Below are 20140 nucleotides of genomic sequence, written 5' to 3' on the forward strand. Positions count from 1 at the left end.
GAGGAATGGCACACAAAATTTTTGATCTTGTCGGAAAATACGCCATCAGCGCTGAGAGTGGGCAGAAGGTATACGACCAGATTCATCCACTTCTGCTTGCTGGCAACCCTGTAGAATTAGATTTTAATGGAGTTCAGGTTTTTGCTTCTCCTTTTTTCAACTTTGCGATCGGTCATCTCTTAAAGGATATTCCAGCAGATAACCTTAATCGGCTGGTTGAGTTCACCGCTATAAGTTCTGAAGGGTGGAATGTTCTTGAGCGTGTGATTGCCAATGCAAAGCATTACTATTCCGATGAGCAATTTCGTAATGCGGTTGATGTAGTGATAGCAGAGCAGGCTGCAACTCTTTAGGTATGGCGGTCAAACTCAACATCCAAGCTGATATCATCAACATCAAAACTGATACTCCGCAGCAGGGTGATATTTTCCTTGTAGATACCAACGTCTGGTTTTGGCAGACGTATACAAATGCTGGGTTTGGTGCTAACGCTTCCGAATTCAGTATTTATCTAACATATCTCAATCAAGCTCTTGTAAATGGAGCTACACTAACCTACTCTGGACTTATATTGGCGGAGCTTGCTCATATCATTGAGAAAACTGAATATAAGATTTATATGCAGTCTCATGGTCATCTGCCACTTAAGGAATACCGCCATAATTACCCAAATGAACGAATGAATGTTGTTGCTGAAGTTCAGTCAGCTTGGAGTCAGGTTAAGGCGCTTGCTGTTCCTGTTAATCTGACAGTAGATGATGCAACAACAGATGCAGCACTAAACAGATTCCAAAGTCAAGCTGTTGATGGCTACGATTTACTACTTCTCGAAGCTATTAGCAAAGCAGAAGTAGGAAAAATTCAAATCATCACACATGATATGGATTATGCTGTTGTTCCAGGTATTCAGGTATTTACGAGCAACAACTACGTTATCCAAAAAGCTAATATACAGAAAAAATTATCGGCTATTAGGTAGTTTAACTAGGCTAAAGTCAAGGTTAAAAGCGATCGCCTTTCCTAAACCCTCGGCAAGAATTAACCTTTATCAAGACCATAATTCGTGGAAATCAAAAGTAGCGATCTAACAATTAAGCAGTTAACGCATTTGGTAGGCGGCGGTTTAACTCCGCGCATGGTGCGCCATTACCATCAATTGGGACTGCTACCGCAACCAGTGCGATCGCCTAGCAATTACCGTCTCTACACCAAAAAAGATGTTCTCAGGCTTCAACGGATTGTAGCACTGAAGCAGCAAGGGTTTCAGCTAAACCATATCCGCAATATTTTGGAGGTGGAACCAGATGCCGATACAACTGTTAACCTGATGGGACAACTCCAGCAGCAATATCGCGCGGTGATGCAACAAATTTCTCAACTGCGACAAACTGCATCAGCATTAGAAGGATTATTGGGGCGCGATCGCCATTGTCAAATTATGCAGGCGGAAGTTTTGGCACAACTCAAGTTACTTGATGTCGAAACTCAAGCTGGATTGGGGGGATTGGAAAATCTCTGGAGTGGCTTGGATGCCGAAATTCATACGCACTCGGAAGCTTTTTCAGAATCGCTACAACGCTTACTACCTGATTTGTCTCACCGTTCGGAAATTGAACAACACTTAATTTCTCAGTTGGTTTTGGCTTGTGGCGATGTGAGTTTGGTATCCTTTGTTAAATTGAGTCCAGGTGCGATCGCAGCTAGTCGAGTAGCCTTATCTTCAAGCTGTCAAATTCTTGTCGATACCCAAACGGTTGCTGCTGCTTTAGATCAAACCCGATTACTTCACTTGGGATGCCACATTGAAACCTTGATTGATAATCCCCATATTACCACCGCCACAGAAGCAGAAGTTGCCTTTTGGGAGCATAGAGAATGGCGAGAAAAATTACAGCAAGTAAGTAAGGGTTGTGTGCTGGTAGTTGGTTATGCTCCCTCAGTACTTGTAGAAGTTTGTGAGGCGATTGCCAAGCAGAAAATTCAGCCCGCATTAGTAATTGGAATGCCCATTGGCTTTAGCCATGCTCCCGCAGCCAAGCGACAACTGATGCAACAAGAGATACCTTTTATTACAGTTGCAGGCACTTTGGGAGGTGGCGCTTTAGCTGCTACTGCCCTGAATGCCTTGGTGGAGTCATTGATTGATAAGCCAGATTGTCATTGTTATCTCAAAAATGCAGTAGATTCCGGTGAGTACTGAACAATTAGGACTCAGTACTCAGCACTACTGAAAATAATATTGTCAGAACTTACGCACAAGGAACGGAAAATCGAACCACAGAGGACGCAGAGAAGCCAGTGCGCCCTTGCGGTTCCCCGACTTGAAGCAACTGGCGCGACACGGAGGAATAAGAGTTTGAAAGGTTTTTTGCGTAATATCATGTTCGCATAATTAGTTATGATTTCCACAGTCATTGCACCCCACCCCTTAATCCCCTCCCCGCAAGCGGGGAGGGGAGACGAAGCGTAGCTTTGGCGGGGTGGGGTTCTTCGGGTTTAATAAGTAATCAAGCGAACATGATATAAGTCCTAATTGTTAAATAATATTGAATTTGCTACACTTTACCAGTTTTAGTAATTCAATAATTCATAATTGTGGCCATAAGCTACCACCTTGGTATAAGTTGCAATCTAAATTAGAACATTTTATAGTAAACAGACTCTAGGGATTAGAGTATAAATTATCATGCTACACAAGCGAATGCGAAGTATAAATCAATATAAGTGCGTTGAAGGAACTTAGAAGTAAAGATAACTCAGATGTATAATTAGCGCGTCTCCTCCATAATCTTTAAAAAGATCGCGATTTAGGATTGGCAGGCTTTCTATTTTTTACTTTAATAAGGGGCTTATGTGGCAACAAGAAAAAAAAGATACTTCGATAATTAGACTGGTATTATGGCTTGCCTTAGCTACAACCCCTATGGCAGCAAATTTACTGGTGTCAGAATCCATGCTGGCACAATCTAAACCTGAAACTCCTTCTTTAACACTGCCGCAAACAGTGCAGAATGGGACGCCAGTAAGGATTGATGGTTCAAGTAGCTTGGCTGCAATCAACCAAAGCATGAAAGAAAATTTTGAAAAACAGTATCCCAGCGCAAAGCTTGAAGTTGCTGCCAACGGTACTGATACGGCACTGAAAGATTTGCTAGATGGCAAAATTGACATAGCAGGAATGGGGCGTGGGTTGACGCCAGCAGAAAAAGCCCAAGGACTAGAGCAACTTGTCTTGCACCGTGAGAAGATTGCGATCGTGGTTGGTGCAGATAATCCTTTTAAAGGAAACTTGACTAGTAGGCAATTCGCCCGAATTTTCCGGGGACAAATTACAAATTGGTCACAACTGGGAGGGCCTTCAGGGAAGATTCGGTTAATCGATCACCCTAACACGAGTGAGACTCGCAATACTTTTCGGACTTATCCAGCCTTCAAGACTGCTAAATTTGCCACAGGGGCCAATGCTACCCAACTAACTGAAAATAATACCGCAGAAATCATCAAACAACTGGGCAAAGACGGCATTAGCTATGTGTTAGCTAATCAGGTGTCAAAATTGAACGGTGTGCGAGTTCTGCAATTAGATCAAGCCTTACCAGATGATGAGAAATATCCCTTCTCGCAACCTTTAGTTTACGTTTACAAAAAAAATCCAAGTTCAAGCATAGTAGAATTTATCGGCTTTATTGCATCCTCAGGAGAGAACGCTGTAAAACAAGGTACAACTGCCGAAGCAGAGGCGATCGCAACCAACGTATTACAACCTGTCACGGCTTCCCCCGGTGTCCAGACGACATCTGCTGCTACGCCTTCCCCTGGTGCAACTAGTTCTGCATTTGCCGAACAGCCTTTTGTGGCTCCTGCAACTGCACAACCAATTCCAATTGTCAATAGGGAAACACCATTTTGGTTACTCCTACCTTTGTTTTTTGCTCCTGTAGCTGGAGCGTTCCTATGGTGGGTTCTGGGAAAACGCCCATTGCCTACTGAGACAGACAACTTACCAGAATCAGATCCTCGTCCACCCAGTACAGAAGATGGAGAAATGGCAGTACTCAATGCCAGCACATCTCCCTCTATTAACGGAGCGATGCTTGAGGAGCAGCCAGTGCCGCAGTTCCAAGAGCAAGAAAGCCCTGATCGCACTCCTTTCAACATCTATGCTCAAACACAATCTGACCTGACCCAGAATGCTACTCAAGGGACATCAAATTTAGTCCGGGAGGGAACTAATGGCACCTCTAATTCCTATGAAGACACAACATCAGGCGTAGCTAATGGCTCAGAAAATAACAACTTGGGAGCCGCAGCTTTAACTAATGGTGCGGCTTTATCAACGGGCATCGGGGCGGCTAGCTGGTCTGCCTTGACCAACAAAGAAACAGAAGCAGATGCGATTGATGAGACAGTTAATCAGAGTGATTATACTGAGATTAACAATCCTGAGTCTGATTCTGATGAGATTGCCTGGGATTCTGATGAAATTGAATGGGACATAGAAGCCCCAGCAGCTGTAGTAAATACTTCATATCCTCATCTGCCTAATATTCCAGAAGAGGTATCTGATGTGGAACTGCCTTTAACTGAGGAGACAGCCCCACTACCAGAATTACCAAATGTGCTAGAAATAACATCTGATTTTGGATATTGGGACACAGAAATTAATGAAGATCAGATAGATGAACAACTTCAGGCAGAATTAAACTGGCTAGAGAGTATTACCTCAACTGAAGATACAGACTCAGTAGATGAATTCCCCTTACCAGAGTCTGGCGAAGTAGCAGCCGATGTGGAACCGTCAGCGTTACAAACATCCTCACTGGTGGATTTGCCAGAATTATCAGAAGAAGATGTATTTAATGTGGTAGCAGACGCAGCTGAACCCACCGTCAATTTGCCAGAGGAAGAATCTCAAGCAGAGCCTACTGTTGAGGAAGGTATTGCTGAAACTGACTCCACAGATTTAGTGGGTGCTGCGGCTTTAGCAGCAGGCGTAGGAATTGCAGGCTGGACTACCATTTCTGCATCAGATGCCCAAAGAGAAACTGATACTACGGTTGAAAATGTGCCGATGTCTACGACGGGCTATGCCTACGCGGCCGAAACAGCTGTTGATTTGATAGATGCAGAAGAAGAGAGTAGTATCGTCCTCACACTAGATACTTATACATCGGCTCATGTCAGTTGGGAGATTTCCGAAGCCAAGAAGGCAACGCTGCATCAACAGGGTGGCTCTCAATTGGTAGTGCGGCTTTACGATGTAACTGGGATTGACTTGAGTTATCAAAGTCCCCATCTGGTACAGGAGTACGAATGTGACGAGACAGCACACGATCGCCTGGTGGAAATTCCCATCAGCGATCGCGATTACATAGCTGAAATTGGCTATGTCGCTTATGGCGAGTACTGGTTGTTCATCGCCCGTTCAGCAATTGTTCGTGTCTTCAGTCCAGTGCATCCAGATCCCATCGTTGATGAAGTGGTGATTGCAGATGAAACAGATATTGACTTGGTAGATCCCCAAGAAGAGATCAGTGAAGAAGAGAGCAGTATTGTCCTCACACCTCGCACTTCCCAATGGGCTGATGTCTCTTGGGAGATTTCCGAAGCCAAGAAAGCAGCGCTGCGCCAACAGGGTGGCTCTGAATTGGTAGTGCGGCTTTACGATACAACAGGGATTGACTTGAGTTATCAAAGTCCCCATCTGGTACAGCAGTATGAATGTGAAGAGACAGCACACGATCGCCTGGTGGAAATTCTCATCAGCGATCGCGATTACATAGCCGAAATTGGCTATATTGCTGATGGCGATGCCTACGGCGGTAAACTACGCTGGTTGTTCATCGCCCGTTCAGCGATCGTTCGTGTCTTCAGTCCAGTGTCTACAGATCCCACCGTTGAAGATGTAGCATTAACAAGAGAAACACCTATTGTTCCTACAAATTCCACCGTTGAAGATGTAGCGTTAACAAGCGAAACACCTATTGTTCCTACAAATTCCACCGTTGAAGATGTAGCATTAACAAGCCAAACACTTATTGGTTTAGTAGATGTAGAAGAAGAGAGCAGAGAAGAAGAGAGCAGTATTTTGCTCACACCCCGCACTCCCAAATGGGCTTATGTCTCTTGGCACATTTCCAAGGCTCAGAACCAAGCACTGCGACAACAGGGCGGTTCCCAATTGGTAGTGCGGCTGTATGATGTAACTGGGATTGACTTGAGTTATCAAAATCCCCAGCTTGTACAGCAGTATGAATGTGAAGAGGTAGCACGCGATCGCTTTGTGGCTATTCCCGTCAGCGATCGCGATTACATAGCTGAAATTGGTTATATCGCCGATGGCGATGCCTACGGCGGTAAACTACGTTGGTTACTCATAGCCCGTTCACCTAATATTCGGGTTTTCAGTCGTTCCCACGAAGATTTTTGGTTTGTGGCAGATGCTGAGTTGATTATTCACGGAGCAACCCAACCAAATACAAGCGTAAACATTGGTGGACATTCCATCAAAATCAAACCCGATGGTACTTTCCACCTACGTCTTCCCTTTTCAGATGGTTTAATGGACTATCTTATAACGGTAGCTGCTGATGGGGAATCCACTAGAACTATCCATAAGAAGTTCTCTCAGGAAACTTCCGAAAGCTAGTACCGCAAGGCAAAAGTCAACATAATTCGTAATTGATAATTCGTAATTCGTAGTTACAATCAGTAGGGGCTTGCACCCTCCACTGAATTGTTCCACCAAATCACAGATTATGGTGGGGGCTTGTACCCTCTTTAATTACGAATTACGAATTACGAATTATTCAGGAGGCAGGAGGGAACCCATCCTATAACAAATGCGTTCGCCGAAATAACAAATGCGTTCGCCGAAATAACAAATGCGTTCGCCGAAGTAACAAATGCGGTCGCCGAAATAACAAATGCGCTCGCCGAAATAACAAATGCGGTCGCCGAAATAACAAATGCGTTCGCCGAAATAACAAATGCGCTCGCCGAAATAACAAATGCGTTCGCCGAAATAACAAATGCGCTCGCCGAAATAACAAATGCGTTCGCCGAAATAACAAATGCGGTCGCCGAAATAACAAATGCGCTCGCCATGATTGCAAGAATTTAGCTTTGTCACGCCAGCGTAACGAACTGCAAATCTTTGGTAGATGAAGTTTTTCCGACTTGTGTGTACACCGTAGCCAAAGCATCGGGGAGGGGAATAACGAATTAATATCATGTCCGCCAAATCACCCATAAATAAAAGAACCCCACCCCCAACCCCTCCCCGCTTGCGGGGAGGGGAGCTAAAGCGCAGCTTTTGCGGGGTGGGGTTCCGGTTATTATGGTTAATTACCCGGACATCATATAACCGGGCATTATATAACTTCGGTGGTTCAAAAAAATGAAACCTGCTGTAATAATTGCGTATGAAATGGCCAAATCATTTTTTATTAGCACTGTTCACTGCATTTCTATGCATAGCCTTATCCCCTGTTTTGGCAAAACCTCCTGCTGTCTACTCTGACACGCAAAATTTGACTGAGCAACGGGAGTGGGGAAAACAAGGAAGTAGTGAAAACAGGGAACTAGTGAATGCTGAATCCCCTATTTTCCACTCCCTACTCTCTCTGAAAAGCGGCTCATCGCAAACGGCAAGCGTAGTGGAACAGGGCAAGATATTATACGACAGAGGACAGTTTACTGAAGCGGTCAAAGTTTTGCAACAGGCTGCTGCTGGGTTTAAAACCTCTAAAGATGGATTACAAGAAGCGATGACGCTGAGTAATCTCTCCTTGGCTTATCAGCAACTTGGCTTGTGGGGAGAAGCAGAAGAAGCGATCGCCCAAAGTTTAAAATTATTACAGTCAGGGGAAAATACGGGCACTTCCGGTGAGCGATCGCAAATTATTGCACAAGCCCTAGATGTGCAAGGACAGTTACAACTGGCACAAGGGCAAGCAGAAACGGCTTTAACTACCTGGCAAAAAGCGGCTGATATTTATCAGCAAATAGGCGACAAGGCTAGATTAACTCGTAACCGGATTAACTCTGCACAAGCTTTGCAAGCTTTAGGGCTTTACCTTCAGGCTAACAAAATTTTAAACGAAGTACAGCAAACCCTTACCAGCCTTCCAGACTCACTTATTGTAGCCACAGGGCTGCGTAGTCTTGGCAACGTCCGCCGAGTTGTTGGTGATTTAAAGGTATCACGGTTGGTATTGGGGAAAAGTTTAGCAGTAGCAAAGCGAGTGCAATCTCCAAAAGCGATCGCAGAGGCTCAACTCAGTTTAGGCAACACAGCCCGCGCCCAGCAAGACACTGAAGCGGCTTCGCAATACTACCAGGAGGCTGCTGCTGTATCTGTTTCCTCCATCACACGCATCCAGGCTCACCTCAATTTACTTAGTCTACTTTTGGAGAAAAAGCAAGATCAAGATGCATTGGCATTGTCGTCTCAAATCCAGTCGGAAATTAGCAACTTACCACCCAGCCGAACCTCAGTATATACTCGCATTAAGTTTGCCCAAAATCTCACCCAATTAAAAGAAAAAACTAGCATAGATACCCCCTCATGGCTGAACATTGCCCAGCAATTGTCCACCGCGATCAAGCAGGCAGAGAATTTGCAAGATCGGCGAGCAGAATCTTATGCTATGGGCAGCCTTGGTGAGTTGTATGAAAAAACCAGGCAGTTTTCTGATGCTCAAGAGCTTACCGAGAAAGCTTTATTCATAGCGCAAAGTATTAATGCATCGGATATTGCTTATCAATGGCAATGGCAACTGGGACGCATACTGAAAAAAAAGGGAGATATTAAAGGCGCGATCGCATCCTATAATGTAGCCTATAAGACCCTTCAATCTCTGCGTGGTGATTTAGTAGCTATTAGTCCAGACGTTCAGTTTTCCTTCCGAGAAAATATTGAACCGGTGTATCGAGAGTTAGTTGAATTGCTGTTGCGTTCTCCCCAAAGCAGCAGTGCTTCTGTTCCCTTCGAGAAGCTAGACCAACGAGACGCTTCTCTACTAAAGGCTAACGCGCCGCTATCGCTATCACCACAAGAGGGTATCAATCAAGACAATCTAAAGCTTGCTCGTGATGTAATTGAATCTCTGCAATTAGCAGAACTGGATAACTTCTTTCGGTCAGCCTGTTTAAATCCTACGCAGGAACTTGACCCAGTAGTTGACAAAAAAGACCAACGAGCAGCAGTGATCTATCCAATTATTTTGCCAGACCGCCTAGACGTTATCCTCAAATTGCCTAATCAAGAGTTGCGCCACTACAAAACTGTAATAGCTCAAAATGATGTGGAAAGCATAATAGCACAACTGAGGAAAAACTTACTAAATGTCACCGCGACTGATCGGGTTAGGCAGCAGTCCCAACAAATATATGATTGGTTAATTCGACCTGCACAAACAGAGTTAGTCAATAGTGGGATAAAAACCTTAGTGTTTGTATTGGATGGTGAGTTGCGGAATATCCCGATGGCGGTTCTCTACGACAAACAGCAAAAGAAATATCTGCTAGAGAAATATGCGATCGCCTTGACACCAGGTTTGCAACTCCTTGATCCCAAACCTTTGCGACAGTTACAGCTAAATGCTTTAACTGCCGGAGTCAGCGAAAAACGCCCAGTTGAAGGCAAAGAATTTCCCCAATTGGAAAATGTACCACGAGAATTAAAAGAAATCAAATCTGAGGTATCCAATAGTGAAGAACTGTTAAATCAACAGTTTACCGAAACAAACCTGCAAAATAAGTTGCAAACAGTTTCCTTCACGGTGGTTCACCTAGCAACTCACGGTGAATTTAGTTCTGATGCTGAAAAAACCTTTATTCTCACCTGGGATAAACTGGTTAAGGTCAAGGAATTTGATAATTTGCTGCGAGTTAGCGACAAAGACAGGTTTAGTGGCATTGAATTACTCGTCCTCAGTGCTTGTCAAACTGCTGAGGGAGACAAACGAGCAGCTTTGGGACTGGCTGGGATAGCTATGCGGGCGGGGGTACGCAGTACACTAGCAACATTATGGTCAATAGATGATCGATCCACCGCCGATATAATGAGTGAGTTCTATCGACACCTAAAAGCTGGGGTGAATAAAGCCGAGGCACTTCAAAGTGCCCAATTAGCTGTTTTTGCTAAGGAAAAAGCTCCATATTTCTGGGCACCCTATGTTTTAGTAGGCAATTGGCTTTGACATAAATTACCCATAATAAACAGTTTGTAGTGGGGACTTCAGTCCCCAAAGCCAGGACTAAAGTCCTTACTACGAACATTTTTTATTCAGCTTGATTAACCGGACATGATATAACCCAATACGCTTGGGTTAGCCATAAAAATCTTAACCTGCGTAGGTTGGGTGGAGGAACGAAACCCAACATTTTCGCGGGTTTGTTGGGTTTCACTACGTTCCACCCAACCTACGATTATCCTTAACCCAAGCGTATTGTGATATAACCCAATACGCTTGGGTTAGCCATAAAAACCTTAACCTGCGTAGGTTGGGGAGCCACTGCGTTGGGCGGCTCTGCCGACTTGAAGCAAGTGGCGTTTGAGGAACGAAACCCAACATTTTCGCTGGTTTGTTGGGTAACACTAAAGTTCAACCCAACCTACGATTATCCTTACCATCACGATCCGCGTCACCCCACCCCCAACCCCTCCCCGTTTACGGGGAGGGGAGACAAAGCATAGCTTTGGCAGGGGTGGGGTTCTTCGGGTTTAATAAGCAATCAAGCGGACATGATATAACCTGGTTTCTTAGAAACAAGAAGCAGGATTTAGCCAGGAACTATGAGGCAAAGCGTTCGGCGCGTTCGCCGTGAGTACAACTTCACCTTTAGCATTTATCACCCACCCTTGCGCTTCCACAATCGGCGCTGGACTAGAACTATTTGCCTGATTTGAATTTGTACTAACACGGTTTTCACCCTTTGAGTTGAGAGTTACCCAATCTAGTTGAACTGCATCAGGAGTGAGGGGTTCGGTTCTGGGGTTGGGTGGTAAGCCGCCGCGTCCGGTAATCGTAAAACTACTTTGATTTTGTGCTGTAAGCGCTTGACAGGCTTGCGCCACTTGAGTATCGACTGGTACGGCTGGTAAGTTAATTAATCCTTGAGAGGGGTCAACATCGAGCGTATTAATTTCTACAATGCCGCTTAAATCAGGTCTTGTTTGGGAAATTGCCGTAATATCATTTGTCTGAAGTTCACGCGGGTCTGAATCCGTAGGGCGCAACTTTTTAAGGTCTTCGGTAGTTAGTGGCGCAATTCCAAAAATCTTAGTAGCGTTGATTTTGACTATTCCCCCTTTACCATCGTAGGCATTGGCGGTGATGTCGCTGTTTTCATTTGGTTGGGTGACGATGAAGCCGTCAGGGACATTGATGGTGATATTACCCCCATTTCCACCATCCCCTTTAGTGTCTCTGCCTGCTGAGGTAGAAATCTCACTCTCGCGGCGCAGTAACAATAAGTCTTGCAAGTTCAGCGTAATATTGCCACCATCACCGGACTTAGCTTGCCCAATGAGCTTACCTTGGTTATCCAATTTGATAGAACGAGCGGTGATTTCCAAATCACCTGCCTTATTTGTGCCTTGACTGCTCACAGTTATGTCAGCGTTATTTAAGACATTTAATTCTTCTGCCTTAACTATAATGCTTCCCCCCTCTCCAGTAGATTCTGTGGAAGCTGAAATTCTTGCTCCATTTTGAACAATCAATTGCCCAGTTTCTATATTTAAGTTTCCGGCATCTCCAGTAGCTTTAGTCTCAACAAATAAGCCGCTTCTATTATCACCATTTGTTCCAATAAGTTGGATAGAGTCCCTGGCGTTGACAGACAAAGTTCCTCCCTGCCCAGTAGATTCTGTGGAAGCTGAAATTCTTGCTCCATTTTGAACAATCAACTGCCCAGTTTCTATATTTAAGTTTCCGGCATCTCCAGTAGCTATAGTCCCAACAAATAAGCCACTGGGTTTACCTATTGCCGAAGTTCCAATGAGTTGGATAGAGTCTGCGGTAACAGACAGCGTTCCTCCTTGTCCCTGACTACGAGTATTAGCTGAAACCTGCGCTCCATCTTGAACAATTAATTTCCCAGTTTGAATCCTTAACTCTCCAGCATTTCCATCACCTTGTGTTACTGTAAACAAGCCACTAGGTATGGGTTTTTCACCTTCTATAATTGGCGAGGTTCCAATGAGTTGGATAGAGTCCCTGGCGTTGACAAACAAAGTTCCTCCCCCTCCTGTAGATTGTGGAGAAGTAGAAGCTGAAATCTGCGAGCCATCTTGAACAATCAACCGCTCAGTTTCAATCCTTAAATCTCCCGCAGTTCCAGAGTTTGTTGTCTCAGTCAACAGACGGCTTCCTCCCAAGAGTTCTACTGACTCCGATGCGTTCACCCCTAATGTTCCTCCCGATTTTGAGACTAGGGCATTAACCGCAATTTCTGAACTATCGAATGTGACGCGCCTGCCTTGTATTTGGATACCACCACCGCCTTCTCCACTAGCACTTACTGTAGTGAAATTGGTAAAAGATACATCTGCTCGCGCTACACTCTCAGGAAAACTTAAACGGAAATTGTTGTTATCAATATTCAACCCTACTGTTCCTGCTCCTGCCAATCCTCCGAATTCGATTCGACCATCTGGAGCGTACAGTATCGCTCTTTCTAAATTCACATCGCCTCCCAATAGCACTAAACTCTGACTCTCAGGAACGAATAGAATTGCTTCATTGACTTGAATCGGCTTCACAGGCTGGGATGGAATTTGATTGAATAGAAATGCAGAAGGATTCACTCTCAGCAAGGGGTTAAGCGGATTGACGGGTGAAGTCATCGAAAATTCTCCACCACCCGGAAACTGGATCGCATTAGCTGTTGTGCCGATAAATGAACCGCCAATATTTAAGTAGGTATTTGCTCCAAATATGATGCCGTTGGGATTCATTAAAAAGAGATTAGCTTTACCTTGAGCTTGAAGTTCTCCTTGGATGTCAGAGGGATTTGCCCCTGTAACTCGCACCAAAATATTGTTGATGGTAGGGGCGTTTTGGAAATTGACTACCTCCTGGCTTGTAATACTAAAGTTGCTGAAACTATGGAATAAATTTGTATTGCCAACGGTTGTACCCCCTGTAATATCCAAGGTAGTGTTGTCGATTCGCTCCACTTGAGTTCCCACAGAGGAATCAGGAGTGATCTGAGCGGATGTGCGATCGCCTCCTCCTATTCCAATCGCACCTACTAGAATCACCAAGCCCGGTAATCCTAAGTGCCAACCGCGATCAAACCAACTTCTTAAACTCACAGAACTTATCTCCTAACCCTTGAAAGCTACTTCATTGCAAGACAGAACACTACTTTAGTAATGCTTGTGCGAACCTTTGCCCCTAGCCCTCTCTAGGTAACTCGGCTGAAAGGTTAGGTTTTGATTACTAATCTGCTGTTGTGACAGTAGTGACTGTATAAATTTTAAGACTTACGCACTTTACCAAAGAATCATCCTCTAATCAACCTAAATAGTTCCAAATCGCATAGTCAAATATAGTCAGACGTATGCAACCTAGATTTAAGCAACCCTACTTTCAGCATTGACACGCTTAAATAGTGGAGTTTCGTTTTGTTTAAATAAAGTGTCTAAAGAAGCTTGAGTTTGTGTACCCCAACCATAGAAAAAACCTTGTCTTTGTGTGAATTGAGCAGTGTTATAAAGAAGACGTGAAACTGTGGTAATTTGAATGCAATAATCAAAACATTCGTGTCCTTCTTTGATTACGTGCTTTTCAACTTGACGCATATTAATTAATTCTCTGATGAGATTACTATACCATCAAGGAGTTAAAATTTGACTATGCCTGATTAGATTTGACTATGTTTTATTTAAAGTTTTATGATACATCAGCTAATGAGGATTTAAGTTGCATAAAAGTAGGGCTGGAGCCGTTTACTACAAGCCAATCATTCTGCAAAAATGAATGAAGACTAGCTAAAATTGTCACCAAAGTTAAGGTTAGGAGGTAGCCAAGCTAACTGCTGCTGATTCAAATAAAATAGAGCGCCAGTGTTTTTGTCGTAGCTTAAATAACTAGGAAGTCCTGTACCCCTACTAACTATTGTTAGAGATAGTTCTTTCATAGGATCAGTTAGAGATAGTTCTTTCATAGGATCAGCAAGTATCATGTCCTTACTCGAAACTTCTGTTGATAGTAAAACATCAGTTGTAGAGTTAGTCAATTCAATAGCATTCTCAGAATATTTAATAGAAGGCAAGGATAGTGACACCTTGCTACCAGTCAGAATGTCATTACCAACTTCTCCTACTAAAGAGTCTTTAACCGATCCACCTATTAGAGTGTCATTGGCTTGATAAGCTGGAGAGATGGCGTTACTGCTGCTAATAGTAGGGGTACTAATTTTCAGAATATCGTCGTTAACTGAGAAGTCTGTAATTATATCAATACCGCCATTTGAGTAATCCAAGACAAAGGTATCTCTACCACTACCACCAGTGATATTGTCATTACCACTTCCTCCCTCCAAGTAGTCATTACCCAGCCCACCTTTTAGAATGTCATTACCTCCATAACCGTATATTTGATCGCTTCCTGAAGTCCCAACTAGATAGTTGCTTCCAGATGTGCCGTGAATAGTTGCCACGTTCCTTACTCCCAGAGAAATTAATGTTTATACGGATGATTTTACCTAGCAATCAGCATTAAATAATTCGTAATTCGTAATGACGCTCGTTCCTCGCTACCGCTACGCTAACGTAATTCGTAATGGGCAACTCTTAGAGACGCTAAACGCGAACGCCCCGCAACGCTTTCGTAAATTTTGTTTTGTAATGGGGATTTAACCCCAACACAAAACTTGCTTTCTTATTGAACCGGGGGACTTAAACCCACGGAATTGAGTTAAAGATAAGATTGGTAAAGAAACAAAACAAGGCGATCGCAGCTAGAACACCAATTCCGTAATCAAAGCGTGAACCCTTCGTTTGTGTATACACAGTAGAAGGGGAGTTTGGCTCCCCCAAACTCTAGTAGGAAACTCGGCTGGGGAGTTAGATTATTGATTCATCAGTAGTAGGAGGAGTACTTATCGAAGGGACTACAACAGCTAAATTCCAATTAAGATTAGTAGGTAGCCAGGCTAGCTGCTGATTCAAATAAAATAGAGCACCAGTGCTTGCGTTATATGTAAAAATATTAGAAGTGCTCCTAGAGTTACTCGATTCGACCGTTAGTGAACGATTTGCAGACTTAGTAGAGCTAATAGCAGAATCTTCACTCACTTCATAATTGCTCAGAGATGATGGTGTACCTATAACATACTGAGAGGAACTAATAGTAGAAGTAGTAACTTTCAGAATATCGTTACTAACTGAGAAGTCTGTAATTCTATCAATACCACCACCTGAGTAATTCAAGACAAAGGTATCTCTACCACTACCACCAGTTAGAATGTCATTACCACCTCCTCCCACTAAGTGGTCATTGCCTCCATAGCCGTATATTTTATCGTCTGCTTGAGTCCCAGTTAGATTGTCGTTTCCAGAAGTGCCGTAAATAGTTGCCATGTTCTTTACTCAGATAATTTAATGTTTTCATCGTTGATCTTAACTAGCAACTAGCATAAATGATGAAATTTGTTAACAAATAAAATAAGGCGAAAAGGTAAATTAGCCTAATAGACATCAATACGCTTGGGTTAAGGATAATTGTAGGTTGGGTTGAACATTCGTGTTACCCAACAAATGTCCGAAAATGTTGGGTTACCCTGCGGGAAGCCCCTTTGGGTTTCGTTCCTCAACCCAATCTACACATTTTTATTTTTTGGGCTTAACCCAAGCGTATTGTAATAGACATCTCCACCCGTGAGCCACGTTAATAGCGATCGCTTCTGTAGACCTCTTGCATAAATCAAACAATTTGAACCCCACCCCGCCAAAGCTACGCTTTGTCTCCCCTCCCCGCTTGCGGGGAGGGGTTGGGGGTGGGGTCTTAGGGACTTTTGCAAGAGGTCTTGTATTGAGAATTACAGCAGATTGCAACAGGCGTGAGGTACAGATATCGTAGGGGCACAACATGTTGTGCCCCTACCCGTGTACTTCATTTACCTGAAATACGCTGTATTAATTCATAATTGATGGTTTCAAAGCAACTACCCAGTTGGCAATCTCAAATCTTAAAATCACTACGGCAATTAGCTCGGTTCTGCCACGAACTATGAAGCGTGGTTGTCGGCGCATCAGCCGTTAGTACAACTTCACCTTTAGCATTTATCACCCACCCTTGCGCTTCCACAATCGGCGCTGGAGTGGAACTATTTGCCTGAGTTGAAACACTTGCACTAGAGTGGTTTTCACCCTTTGGGTTGAGAGTTACCCAATTTACTTGAACTACATCAAGAGTGAGAATGTCTTTGGTGGGGTTGGGTGGTAAGCCGCCGCGTCCGGTGATCGTAAAACTACTTTGATTTTGTGCTGTACGCACTTGACAAACTTGCGCCACTTGAGTATCGACTGGTACGGCTGGTAAGTTAATTAATCCTCGATAGGGGTCAACATCGAGGGTATTGATATCTACAATGCCGCTTAAATCAGGTCTTGTTTGGGAAATTGCCGTAATATCATTTGTCTGAAGTTGACGCGGGTCTAAATCCGTAGGGCGCAACTTTTTAAGGTCTTCCTCAGTTAGTGGCGCAATTCCAAAAATCTTAGTAGCGTTTATTTTGACTGTTCCCCCATTACCATTGTAGGCATTGGCGGTGATGTCGCTGTTTTCATTTGGTTTGGCGACGATGAAGCCGTCAGGCGCATCGATGGTAATATTACCGCCATCTCCACCCTGTTGATTAGTGCCTGCGGTAGCAGATATCCGGCTATTGCCGCTTAGTAACAATAAATCTAGGTCGTAGAGTGTAATATCACCGCCATTACCGGATGCAGTTTCAGCAGTGATTTCCCCTCCATTGTCTAAGCGAATGAAAGGAGATTTTACCTGAAGGTTGCCTGCGCTCCCTGACCCTTGAGAGCGAACAAACAAGCCACTGTTAACAGACTCATCCTTAACAAGACCCCCACTACTTGGGACAACCCGTTTGAAGGTAGCACTGCCAGATATAGTCACCCTCTCAGTAGCATTAACTGTGATATCACCTGCAAACCCACTGCTGCCCGTGAAAGCATTAGCAAGGATTTGTCCACCATTAACCGCTTCCAAAGTATTTGCGTTCACAGTGATATTGCCAGCATTTCCTCCACCTAGAGTGCGGGCATCTACAACCCCATTGCCTGCTACCCGGAAAGCATTTGTATTAATAATGATGTTTCCTCCCTTCCCCCCTTGATTAGTACGTGAAAATAATCCACTTGCCGGTGCACCTGTGCGAACTCCAAAAATGTTAACAGCTTCAGTTGCATTAACTTTTATTTCTCCACCTTTTCCTTCACCTTGAGTACCAGTAACTATCTGTGCGCCATTTCCCACAATTAACTGCCTAGTGTTAATCGTCAAATTACCAGCATCTCCAACATTTGTTGTTTGAGTAGATAAAGAACTAGGGATTTGCTGCCCATTGGATAATATTCCTGTTCCTTGTAATTCCACCAAATCGCTAGCAGCCACAAATAAACTTCCCCCCTGCCCCTTGCCTAGAGTAGAAGTTAATACTTGCGCTCCATCCTGGACACTCAAGCGTCTGGTATTAATTGCCAAGTTTCCAGCATCTTTAGCACCTTGAGTTTGAGTAAACAAGCCGCTACCAAGACCAATAACTTCTACGGAATCGGTGGCGGTTACAGTCAAATTTCCCCCCTGTCCCTCGCCTTTAGTAGAAGTTGATACTCGCGCTCCATTCCGAGAACTTAACCTTTGAGTGGTAATTGTCAAGTTTCCAGCATTTCCAGCACCTTGAGTTTGAGTAAACAAGCCGTTATTTGTTGTTCCTGTTAGTTCCACAAACTCCGAGGCGCGAACGGTAAGCTGTCCCCCCGTCCCTTGCCCAAGGTGCCAGCTCTTATCCTTGACCGATCCCCCTGAATACTCAACTGTCCAGTTTCAATCGTCACATCTCCCCCGGTTCCAGTCGCTTCTGGATAAACATCGGCTGTAATCTGCGAACCCTCAGTGAGAGTCACCGCCTTTGTTGTGTGGACAAGCACCTCTCCACCAGCCTCTGTACCTTGTGTGTCCGCATAAATCAATGAGCCTTGAGTTAAAGCCAAATTATTGCTCTGAATCTGAACATCACCACCGCCAGCACCGGTAACATCAACATATACTCCGTCTTCCAATCGAATATCGCCAAAATTATTTACAGAGGCGTACCCCAGAACCCAATCGTTATCTTTCTGGTTCAAGCTCACTTCTTCAACGCCAGCCACACTACCTAGCTCAACCCGTCCTCCTGGAGCTGCCAAATTCGGTTGTCGTGGTTTTAAAGCTGCTCGTTCACCTCCCTGCAACGTCACATCACCACCCACGAGTGCTAAAGTTCTACCAGGTTGCACTTTTAGGTCAGATCCTTCAACACGAATCTTTCCTGCTGCTCCCTCAAATTGCAAGCCAATGGGAACACTTACCGTTAGCAGAGGTGTGCTTTGGGGAGGAAACGCGCTAAACAGAGCGCCATCTGCAAATTTGAGGCGGTTTGCTGTAGTTGCGATGAAAGAACCCTTAATGTCCAATTGGGCATTAGGCCCAAAAATAATTCCATTGGGATTGAGAAAAAACAAGTTAGCAGAGCCATTGGTTTTAATCAGATCGTTAATTATAGAAGCAGAACCACCCGTGACGCGGCTGATGATATTTTGAATATCTGAAGCGTTGTTGAAGTAAGCCTGACTGCCAGTGGGTACAGAAAACTGCTCAAAACTGTGGAAAAGATTACTTCCAGCTTGAGTTCCTCCTTCAAGAATTCTGGTGTTCCCCTCTAATTTGACAGTGGAATTATTGGGTAAAGTGTTATCAGGCGTAATTTGAGCCAAGGTACAATCCCCAGCATTGACGTATGCGCCACTAATAGCTGAAGAAATCATTAGCCTTAAAAGCCAGCACGAACCGCGTAAGTTTTCAGTCATTTGATGAATTTCCCTTAACAACAGAAATAATCAGGGATTTTTGTGCTGTCCAAACAGCACAAATTATAAACTTTTGTGAAGAAATGGCACAATTGGCAAAAAAATTTATGCTGCAACTTGGATTATTAAATAGAGGTGATTTTACCTCTAAGGAAAAACAATCAATTAAGTGATTACAATGTATCATTCCTTGAAAATAAAAATCCTGGATTTAGACTATATTGAATCAACTCTTGAGCAGGACATCATGGATGTGGAGGCTGAAAAAATTGTAGGAGGAATACGTGAGAGTGGATCTCTAGTAGCAGAAAGAGTAGTAAAATTACATGTAGTTACGCATGAAGCAGACCCTCTGCCTGACCCTCCTCTTTGTGCCTGGCTGCTTGTTGAACCCATAAATTTGCTAAACCAAGCAGATTGTTGGTTACAAATCCCTGATCCGTCTTTAACTGACTTTCAAGGTCACTTGTTAGCGACACCCGTTGCACCCATGATCTTACATAAAAATACTCAGATGTGATTTAGCGATCGCCACAATAAACTTTGAAGTACCATTGATACTTGTTGTATGTTTTCAGAGCATATTGCGGACTTAGAGGTAGACCGATGCATCACACCAGATTTTTCAGCCAGCCTCAAAGCCGTTCGGTAGATGTCTTTGCCCTTTTCATCCTGAAATACAAACTCTCCAGTGCATAAGTTTGTGAGTAACTATGGTAGATAAACCCAAAAGGTCGGATACTCAGAGACTGTTAATGTAAAATTTACTTTGACAAAATTTATAAATCCTAACGAAAAAGGGTAAGGTGCGATCGCCACCTTACCCTTTCATATTTAAAACCGAACGGCAAAATGACGCACCGTGACAACTCCCGTTAAGTCGGAAGTGGCTCCCGTTAAGTCGGAAGTGGCTCCCGTTAAGTCGGAAGTGGCTCCCGTTAAGTCGGAAGTGGCTCCCGTTAAGTCGGAAGTGGCTCCCGTTAAGTCGGAAGTGGCTCCCGTTAAGTCGGAAGTGGCTCCCGTTAAGTCGGAAGTGGC

At 44.0% G+C, this 20140-nt stretch carries 14 protein-coding genes; 6 read left to right on the forward strand and 8 right to left on the reverse strand.

Features of this window, described 5'->3' with window-relative positions:
- Positions 1-5 precede the first annotated feature (5 nt).
- The 4 genes from LC586_RS28925 to LC586_RS28940 all read left to right on the forward strand — a co-directional run bounded on the left by LC586_RS28925 (position 6) and on the right by LC586_RS28940 (position 6649).
- Positions 6-353 carry an STAS-like domain-containing protein gene (locus LC586_RS28925; RefSeq protein ID WP_229488660.1) on the forward strand — a complete coding sequence of 116 codons (348 nt, stop codon included), beginning with the start codon at positions 6-8 and terminating at the stop codon, positions 351-353.
- Positions 354-355: 2 nt separating this feature from the next.
- Complete coding sequence (locus LC586_RS28930) at positions 356-979, forward strand: hypothetical protein (protein WP_229488661.1); 624 nt, start codon at positions 356-358, stop codon at positions 977-979.
- A 90-nt stretch (positions 980-1069) separates the two neighbouring features.
- Complete coding sequence (locus tag LC586_RS28935) at positions 1070-2200, forward strand: precorrin-8X methylmutase (protein WP_229488671.1); 1131 nt, start codon at positions 1070-1072, stop codon at positions 2198-2200.
- A 651-nt stretch (positions 2201-2851) separates the two neighbouring features.
- A complete protein-coding gene (locus LC586_RS28940) occupies positions 2852-6649 on the forward strand; it encodes a DUF4912 domain-containing protein (RefSeq protein WP_438822940.1) in 3798 nt (1265 codons plus the stop codon).
- Between the two features lie 149 nt (positions 6650-6798).
- Here the strand turns inward: LC586_RS28940 and LC586_RS28945 are convergent, their stop codons facing one another.
- Complete coding sequence (locus LC586_RS28945; RefSeq protein ID WP_229488663.1) at positions 6799-7107, reverse strand: hypothetical protein; 309 nt, start codon at positions 7105-7107, stop codon at positions 6799-6801.
- Positions 7108-7424: 317 nt separating this feature from the next.
- Between LC586_RS28945 and LC586_RS28950 the strand changes: the two genes are divergently transcribed.
- On the forward strand, positions 7425-10205 hold the full coding sequence (locus LC586_RS28950; RefSeq protein ID WP_229488664.1) for a CHAT domain-containing protein: 2781 nt from the start codon (positions 7425-7427) through the stop codon (positions 10203-10205).
- Between the two features lie 563 nt (positions 10206-10768).
- On the opposite strand, the gene LC586_RS28955 is transcribed toward LC586_RS28950, so the two are convergent.
- The 6 genes from LC586_RS28955 to LC586_RS28980 form a co-directional block, all read right to left on the reverse strand.
- Positions 10769-13327, reverse strand: coding sequence for a two-partner secretion domain-containing protein (locus LC586_RS28955; protein ID WP_229488665.1), 2559 nt, complete (start codon positions 13325-13327; stop codon positions 10769-10771).
- 261 nt (positions 13328-13588) lie between these two features.
- On the reverse strand, positions 13589-13816 hold the full coding sequence (locus LC586_RS28960) for a hypothetical protein (protein ID WP_229488666.1): 228 nt from the start codon (positions 13814-13816) through the stop codon (positions 13589-13591).
- Between the two features lie 185 nt (positions 13817-14001).
- The gene (locus tag LC586_RS41220) at positions 14002-14676 is read right to left on the reverse strand and encodes a calcium-binding protein (RefSeq protein ID WP_309143407.1); all 675 of its coding nucleotides are present in this window, start codon (positions 14674-14676) and stop codon (positions 14002-14004) included.
- Between the two features lie 406 nt (positions 14677-15082).
- Positions 15083-15598 (reverse strand): calcium-binding protein, encoded by a 516-nt coding sequence (locus LC586_RS41225; RefSeq protein ID WP_306423294.1) that lies wholly within the window; start codon positions 15596-15598, stop codon positions 15083-15085.
- Positions 15599-16199: 601 nt separating this feature from the next.
- The gene (locus LC586_RS28975; protein ID WP_229488667.1) at positions 16200-17981 is read right to left on the reverse strand and encodes an autotransporter outer membrane beta-barrel domain-containing protein; all 1782 of its coding nucleotides are present in this window, start codon (positions 17979-17981) and stop codon (positions 16200-16202) included.
- The gene (locus tag LC586_RS28980; RefSeq protein WP_229488668.1) at positions 17972-19102 is read right to left on the reverse strand and encodes a filamentous hemagglutinin N-terminal domain-containing protein; all 1131 of its coding nucleotides are present in this window, start codon (positions 19100-19102) and stop codon (positions 17972-17974) included. Before LC586_RS28980 ends, LC586_RS28975 begins: the two co-directional genes overlap by 10 nt.
- A 178-nt stretch (positions 19103-19280) precedes the next feature.
- Between LC586_RS28980 and LC586_RS28985 the strand changes: the two genes are divergently transcribed.
- The gene (locus LC586_RS28985) at positions 19281-19622 is read left to right on the forward strand and encodes a hypothetical protein (protein WP_229488669.1); all 342 of its coding nucleotides are present in this window, start codon (positions 19281-19283) and stop codon (positions 19620-19622) included.
- 314 nt (positions 19623-19936) lie between these two features.
- On the opposite strand, the gene LC586_RS28990 is transcribed toward LC586_RS28985, so the two are convergent.
- The coding region (locus LC586_RS28990; RefSeq protein ID WP_229488670.1) for a hypothetical protein at positions 19937-20140 on the reverse strand (204 nt) is incomplete at its 5' end.

Origin of the sequence: Nostoc favosum CHAB5714, from assembly GCF_020829495.1 — a bacterium.
Lineage (GTDB): Bacteria > Cyanobacteriota > Cyanobacteriia > Cyanobacteriales > Nostocaceae > Nostoc > Nostoc favosum.

What these genes read in the sequence shown, in the direction of transcription:
- LC586_RS28925 (WP_229488660.1), top strand. Translation starts at nt 6, where the DNA reads ATGGCACACAAAATTTTTGATCTTGTCGGAAAATACGCCATCAGCGCT.
- LC586_RS28980 (WP_229488668.1), bottom strand. Translation starts at nt 19,102, where the DNA reads ATGACTGAAAACTTACGCGGTTCGTGCTGGCTTTTAAGGCTAATGATT.
- LC586_RS28960 (WP_229488666.1), bottom strand. Translation starts at nt 13,816, where the DNA reads ATGCGTCAAGTTGAAAAGCACGTAATCAAAGAAGGACACGAATGTTTT.
- LC586_RS28945 (WP_229488663.1), bottom strand. Translation starts at nt 7,107, where the DNA reads ATGGCGAGCGCATTTGTTATTTCGGCGACCGCATTTGTTATTTCGGCG.
- LC586_RS28940 (WP_438822940.1), top strand. Translation starts at nt 2,852, where the DNA reads ATGTGGCAACAAGAAAAAAAAGATACTTCGATAATTAGACTGGTATTA.
- LC586_RS41225 (WP_306423294.1), bottom strand. Translation starts at nt 15,598, where the DNA reads ATGGCAACTATTTACGGCACTTCTGGAAACGACAATCTAACTGGGACT.
- LC586_RS28950 (WP_229488664.1), top strand. Translation starts at nt 7,425, where the DNA reads ATGAAATGGCCAAATCATTTTTTATTAGCACTGTTCACTGCATTTCTA.
- LC586_RS28985 (WP_229488669.1), top strand. Translation starts at nt 19,281, where the DNA reads ATGTATCATTCCTTGAAAATAAAAATCCTGGATTTAGACTATATTGAA.
- LC586_RS28930 (WP_229488661.1), top strand. Translation starts at nt 356, where the DNA reads ATGGCGGTCAAACTCAACATCCAAGCTGATATCATCAACATCAAAACT.